The sequence below is a fragment of the Streptococcus sp. SO4 genome (genome assembly GCF_030440055.1).
In the GTDB taxonomy this organism is placed as follows: domain Bacteria; phylum Bacillota; class Bacilli; order Lactobacillales; family Streptococcaceae; genus Streptococcus; species Streptococcus nidrosiense.
The window spans coordinates 1-5,298 of the sequence record NZ_JAQFJI010000024.1 but is presented as its reverse complement, the minus strand read 5'-3'; the positions used below and the strand labels follow the sequence as shown (position 1 = coordinate 5,298).

The following is a 5,298-nucleotide window of genomic DNA, read 5'->3' as shown; positions in this document are numbered from 1 at the left end:
TGGTTCGTCTTGTTCAGTTTTCAAAGGTCTTTGTCACTCACTTCTCTCAAGTGACAACTATATTAGTATATCACAGCCGCTTTCGCTTGTCAACACTTTTTTGAAACTTTTTTTAATTTTTTTCATCCAGTGTTTCATCTGCTTTATACTATAGTCCGTACGGGATTCGAACCCGTGTTACCGCCGTGAAAAGGCGGTGTCTTAACCCCTTGACCAACGGACCGGAGTTGTTATTTTCAACTCTTACTATTATACCGACTTTTCTTACTTTGTCAACACCTTTTTTTAAATTTTTTTAGAAGTCTTGTAATGTTGCCTTCAGCTCTCTGAGAAGGGCTTTGCGACCTTTAAATCGTTCGTCTGCCCAGAGGCGTTCATAAGCTTCTTGCTTATCTTCTGGTAATTTTCTTCTATAAGTATCCAACAATTCATGAAGGGCGTAGTAATCATCCAACCACAATCCTCCTTCTGGTAGGCGATGGCTAATCTCCCCTACTTCTTCATAGGCCATCCGGTCTAGACGACGTTTTTGACTCTCTTGTTTTCTGACACTATCAAGGATTCGATTGCGAAATTTTGTTTTGAAGTAGACGTAGAGCTTCTTTTCCTCTTCCACTAATTCTGGATGGACCTCAAGCAGTTCATAAAGACAGATCATGCCCTCTTGGTCCCAATCCTCTTTCTCCCACAGGTGGAGATAATAATCTTTTCTACATTTATGAACAATTCCTTTTACCTTTGCATAATATTTCTCAAGCATTTGCTTCCCCCCCTTTCTCTGCTTGTAGTATAGCAGAGAAAGGGGGAAAGAGGGGCACTAGTTTCTATCTTGTGCTGTTTTTACTCTCTAATGATATGGCAGTTGTGAATACTGACAAGTGAGGGTAAAAAAAGACAACTGTTTTCTATACGGTTGTCTTTACTTTGTAATTTTAATTGATGAAATGTCCGATTAAAGTTCTGCAATCTGGTTAAGATTTACTTCTGCAACTGTATCATTACCAAACATTGAGATAATCATCTTAACTTTATTGTTATCAATTTCTGTGATCTTACCTGTGTAATCTGCGAAAGCACCGTCAATAATACGAACAGTTTGACCAACTTCGACATCAATATCAAATTCTTGGACAGTTTGACCCATAGAAACTAAAATATCACGAATTTCTTGTTCCAAAAGTGGAGTTGGTTTTGATCTATTACCGTGTGAGCCTACGAATCCTGTTACGTTTGGTGTGTTACGCACAACAAACCATGCTTCGTCGGTCATAACCATTTCTACAAGAACATAACCTGGAAAGCGATTTTCTTCGATTTCTTTTTTCTTTCCATTTTTTTCTACTTGCACTGTTTGTGTAGGAATTTCAACACGTAGAATATTTTCTAGCATATTGTATGTTTGTGCACGTTGCAATAGATTTTCTTTTACTTTATTTTCGTAGCCAGAATAAGTTTGTAGCACAAACCATCCTTTATCAAAACTATCCATGTTTTTTCCTTTCCTAACTGAAGAATTTCAGCGACTAGATCTTTTTCTTAGCTTATTTTAAAAAATATTAATAAAACGAATCAATCCGCTAACAATCAATTGGTCAAAAATATAAATCATCACTACAAAGAAAGCAGTGTATTCCATGATAGATTTAAAATCTAACCAACTTTCCTTGCGAGTCGGCCAAGTTGTTTCTTTAAGAAGTTTAAAAATATCCTTAATAAAACGCATCGTTTTCTCCTATCTCGTTTCTCGGTGTGTGGTGTACTTGCCACAGTGTTTACAAAATTTATTTACTTCTAAGCGTGTTGGTTTTGGATTTCCACTAATCTTAATCGAATAGTTTCTAGAACCACAAACCGCACAGGCTAGACTTGCTTTTTTAAGTGCCATAACGCCTCCATCTTACCTATTATAACAAGAATCCTCTGCTTTGACAAGCTTAATTGTTTTTTGTATTCTTAAAACTTTCTATTTAAATTTGCAAAATATGGTTTCTTTTAATCTCGCACTGTAATATATAGAAATTGAAAAAACCTAGGAATCATCCTAGGCTTTATGTTTCTTATTTACCAAGGTAGTATTCAGAAACTACGTTCAATTTTTCGTCAAATTCGAATACCAATGGTGGGAAGTTAGGGATTTCTACATCCATGATTTCGTCGTCTGACAAACCTTTGATGTGTTTTACAAGAGCACGGATTGAGTTACCGTGTGCTCCTACGAATACATTTTTACCATCTTTAAGAGCTGGAGCGATTTTATCTTCCCAGAATGGAAGGGCACGTTCCAAAGTCACTTTCAAGTTTTCAGCATCTGGGATAACTGAGTCGTCAAGTGAAGCGTAACGACGGTCAGTGTGAGCTGAGTGCTCATCGTCGCGATCCATTGCTGGAGGCAATACATCGTATGAACGACGCCAGATGTGAACTTGTTCATCACCAAATTGTTCAGCTGCTTCAGCTTTGTTTTTACCAGTCAAACCACCGTAGTGACGTTCGTTCAAGCGCCATGATTTTTCAACTGGAACCCACAATTGGTCAGATGCTTCAAGAGCCAAGTTAGTTGTTTTGATTGCACGTTTCAATACTGAAGTGTAAGCTTGGTCAAATTCGATACCAGCTTCTTTGATCAATTTACCAGCGTCAATCGCTTGTTGTGTTCCTTTTTCAGACAAATCAACATCAGCCCAACCAGTGAAAAGGTTAGCTTTGTTCCATTCAGACTCACCGTGGCGAGCAAAAACCAATTTTACCATTTGATGGATACTCCTTTTATTTTCCGAGGTTTCCCTCGTTTATCTATTCTATTTTACACAATTTTTCACAAAAAAGCTAGTCAAAATCAATCAAAAAAGAGAAGCGACTTCTTGTCTCTTCTCTTTTAGTATAGAATTATCCTTCGATTTGGAAATGTTTTAAGCTTGACAAGTATAGCGCTCCACCAATGATGAGGATAATTCCACCAATCCATCCCAAGAACGGAATCAATGATACTACCGATCCAACGATAAATAAGATAGACGGAGCAAGTGAGATACGCTTGTCATCCTTATAGTAGACAAGAGTGAGAATTCCTAGGATTAGAGTTGCGATTTTTACTAAAGTAAAAACAAGGAAAACAATTCCCAAAACAACTCCCGCAAAATCTTCATTTTCAGAAATAGCTGCAATCATAACGATAACGACTGGTAAAATTGCTAAAACAGCTCCTGCAATGATCCCAATAATTCCATCAACTTGTGCAAGTGTTTTTGTCTTCATAAATGTCTCCTCAAAATTCTATTTAATCGTTATTTTACCATATTTTAGTTTTTATTTAAAGTTTTTACCAGCCTGGTATGGAATTGATGATTCCTTTACTGGATCTCTATACGAGGTAAACTAGTGATATTTTAAGTGTAATTGTTCTATTTTTTACTTGTTATTTTACATTATGTTCAGTCATTCAAGTAATCCACTTATTTTTTTTCATAACCTCGTGAAATATTCTCACTCAAATCAAAAACTATATCTAACTTACCTCTAATTAGTAGAGAAGTATTTATCATTAGATTTGTTGCTAATCTTTAGTATTACCCATTTATTAGTTTAGGTTATACTCATCATTTATTTTTTGATTATTCTATTATTTTTGAGGTTAACTTTAGTTACAAGTCAGTTTCATTCTCAATCTCGATTATCTTCTAGATTTTCTAACTGTTTATATTTTCTATTTTGGCGGTTTAACCCCTTATGTAAGGCTATCTGAGTTAAATATCCGTTTTCTTGTTCTATGCCTTACTCAGATTTAATTTAGTGTTCTTGATCGTTTCTGATAGAACTATACAACTACAGTGGATTGAACCTAGAATAGTACGACAAGGATTCTAAAACGTTTCTATAAATTAATTTGACTTTCCTAGCCTCATTGTTCATATCTTTTTTCAATCCATTATATAATGGATTGAATCTAGAATAGCACACCAAGGATTCTAAAGCGTTTTTAGAAATTAATTTGACTTTCCTAATCTCTTTGTTCACATCTTATTTCAATCCACTATAGTATTAATAAATTGTTGACTAATTTACATTCTGCAATTTTTCCGAGATATCGTTATCAGGAAAAAATTTTATTTATCTGACTTCAAATAATAGTAAAACTAGCCTTAAAATCAAAAAACCGTAAGAATTTCTTCTTACGGTTTTTCTAGCAGTCTCAAAGAATAATCATTCTCAGTTTTGCTTTATTTGAGCTTTTTATTTACTCTTCTTCCTCGCGTTTTTTAGCGATGAGGAGTCCTCCTGTCGCTGCTGCAAGAAGTGCTAGAGCAAGTGAAGCGCTAGATTGTTTTGTACCAGTGTTTGGTAATTCTTTAGCACCCGCTTTCTTAGCTGGAGTGTTATCAGAAGCTGGAGCTGCATTAGCTGCAACAGTTACTTTAACTGGAACTTCATCCTTAGATCCATCTGGATATGTTACGACAACAATAGCATCTTTTTCACCTGGTGTTGTAGTGTCTACTGGTGTCTTGTACTCAAACTTAGTTCCTGATGGAAGATCACCTACGTTGCCAATTGAATCTTTAGCGTTTGGTTTATCACCTGGTTTAACTGTTTGATCTTTCGCTACTGGGGTGTTCTTGTCCGCATCTGTACTTGGAGTTACAGGCGCTGGTGTGTTTGGAGTTACTACCTTAACAGTTACTGGAACTTCATCCTTAGATCCATCTGGGTAAGTCACAACGACTGTTGTACTCTTATCACCTGGGGTTGTTGTATCAACTGGAGTCTTGAATTCGAACTTAGTTCCTGATGGAAGATCTCCAACGTTTCCGATTGATTTCTTAGGATCTGGAGTTTCACCAACATTGACTGTTTGGTCCTTAGGTGTTGGCGTGTTCTTATCCGCATCTGTTTTTGGATCTACTACCTTAACAGTTACTGGAACTTCATCCTTAGAACCATCTGGGTAAGTTACAACAACGGTTGCTCCCTTATCGCCTGTTGTAGTTGTATCTACTGGATCTTTGAAGGCATAGGTTGTACCACTTGGGAGATCTCCTGTATTACCAATTGAATTCTTAGCGTCTGGTGTTTCACCCTTCTTAACTGTTTGATCTTTAGCTGTTGGGGTGTTTTGATCTGCTTGTGTTGGGTTTTCTACTACCTTAACAGTTACTGGAACTTCATCCTTAGAACCATCTGGGTAAGTTACAACAACGGTTGCTCCCTTATCGCCTGTTGTAGTTGTATCTACTGGATCTTTGAAGGCATAGGTTGTACCACTTGGGAGATCTCCTGTATTACCAATTGAATTCTTAGCGT

7 protein-coding genes and 1 tRNA gene are annotated in these 5,298 nt (G+C 36.6%); all 8 read right to left on the bottom strand.

What is annotated here, in order from left to right:
- Positions 1-151: 151 nt before the first annotated feature.
- Positions 152-223, bottom strand: a tRNA-Glu gene (locus PCY08_RS09885).
- Between the two features lie 72 nt (positions 224-295).
- A complete protein-coding gene (locus tag PCY08_RS09880) occupies positions 296-760 on the bottom strand; it encodes a sigma-70 family RNA polymerase sigma factor (protein WP_301560223.1) in 465 nt (154 codons plus the stop codon).
- A gap of 192 nt (positions 761-952) precedes the next feature.
- The gene (gene nusG, locus PCY08_RS09875; RefSeq protein ID WP_045763385.1) at positions 953-1,489 is read right to left on the bottom strand and encodes a transcription termination/antitermination protein NusG; all 537 of its coding nucleotides are present in this window, start codon (positions 1,487-1,489) and stop codon (positions 953-955) included.
- 57 nt (positions 1,490-1,546) lie between these two features.
- Entirely contained in the window at positions 1,547-1,723 is a 177-nt protein-coding gene (gene secE, locus PCY08_RS09870; protein WP_001211016.1) for a preprotein translocase subunit SecE, read from the bottom strand.
- A 9-nt stretch (positions 1,724-1,732) separates the two neighbouring features.
- Positions 1,733-1,885: a 50S ribosomal protein L33 gene (rpmG, locus tag PCY08_RS09865; RefSeq protein ID WP_001809375.1), complete on the bottom strand. Its 153-nt coding sequence runs from the start codon at positions 1,883-1,885 to the stop codon at positions 1,733-1,735.
- Positions 1,886-2,057: 172 nt separating this feature from the next.
- A complete protein-coding gene (locus tag PCY08_RS09860) occupies positions 2,058-2,750 on the bottom strand; it encodes a phosphoglycerate mutase (protein ID WP_045763384.1) in 693 nt (230 codons plus the stop codon).
- A 136-nt stretch (positions 2,751-2,886) separates the two neighbouring features.
- Positions 2,887-3,255, bottom strand: coding sequence for a hypothetical protein (locus tag PCY08_RS09855; RefSeq protein WP_049530250.1), 369 nt, complete (start codon positions 3,253-3,255; stop codon positions 2,887-2,889).
- A gap of 979 nt (positions 3,256-4,234) precedes the next feature.
- On the bottom strand, positions 4,235-5,298 hold a 1,064-nt coding region (locus PCY08_RS09850), incomplete at its 5' end, for a Rib/alpha-like domain-containing protein (RefSeq protein WP_301560222.1).

Excerpts from the sequence above, each read along its gene's own strand:
- rpmG (WP_001809375.1), bottom strand. The coding sequence starts at position 1,885 with ATGGCACTTAAAAAAGCAAGTCTAGCCTGTGCGGTTTGTGGTTCTAGA.
- secE (WP_001211016.1), bottom strand. The coding sequence starts at position 1,723 with ATGCGTTTTATTAAGGATATTTTTAAACTTCTTAAAGAAACAACTTGG.
- PCY08_RS09860 (WP_045763384.1), bottom strand. The coding sequence starts at position 2,750 with ATGGTAAAATTGGTTTTTGCTCGCCACGGTGAGTCTGAATGGAACAAA.
- PCY08_RS09880 (WP_301560223.1), bottom strand. The coding sequence starts at position 760 with ATGCTTGAGAAATATTATGCAAAGGTAAAAGGAATTGTTCATAAATGT.
- PCY08_RS09855 (WP_049530250.1), bottom strand. The coding sequence starts at position 3,255 with ATGAAGACAAAAACACTTGCACAAGTTGATGGAATTATTGGGATCATT.
- nusG (WP_045763385.1), bottom strand. The coding sequence starts at position 1,489 with ATGGATAGTTTTGATAAAGGATGGTTTGTGCTACAAACTTATTCTGGC.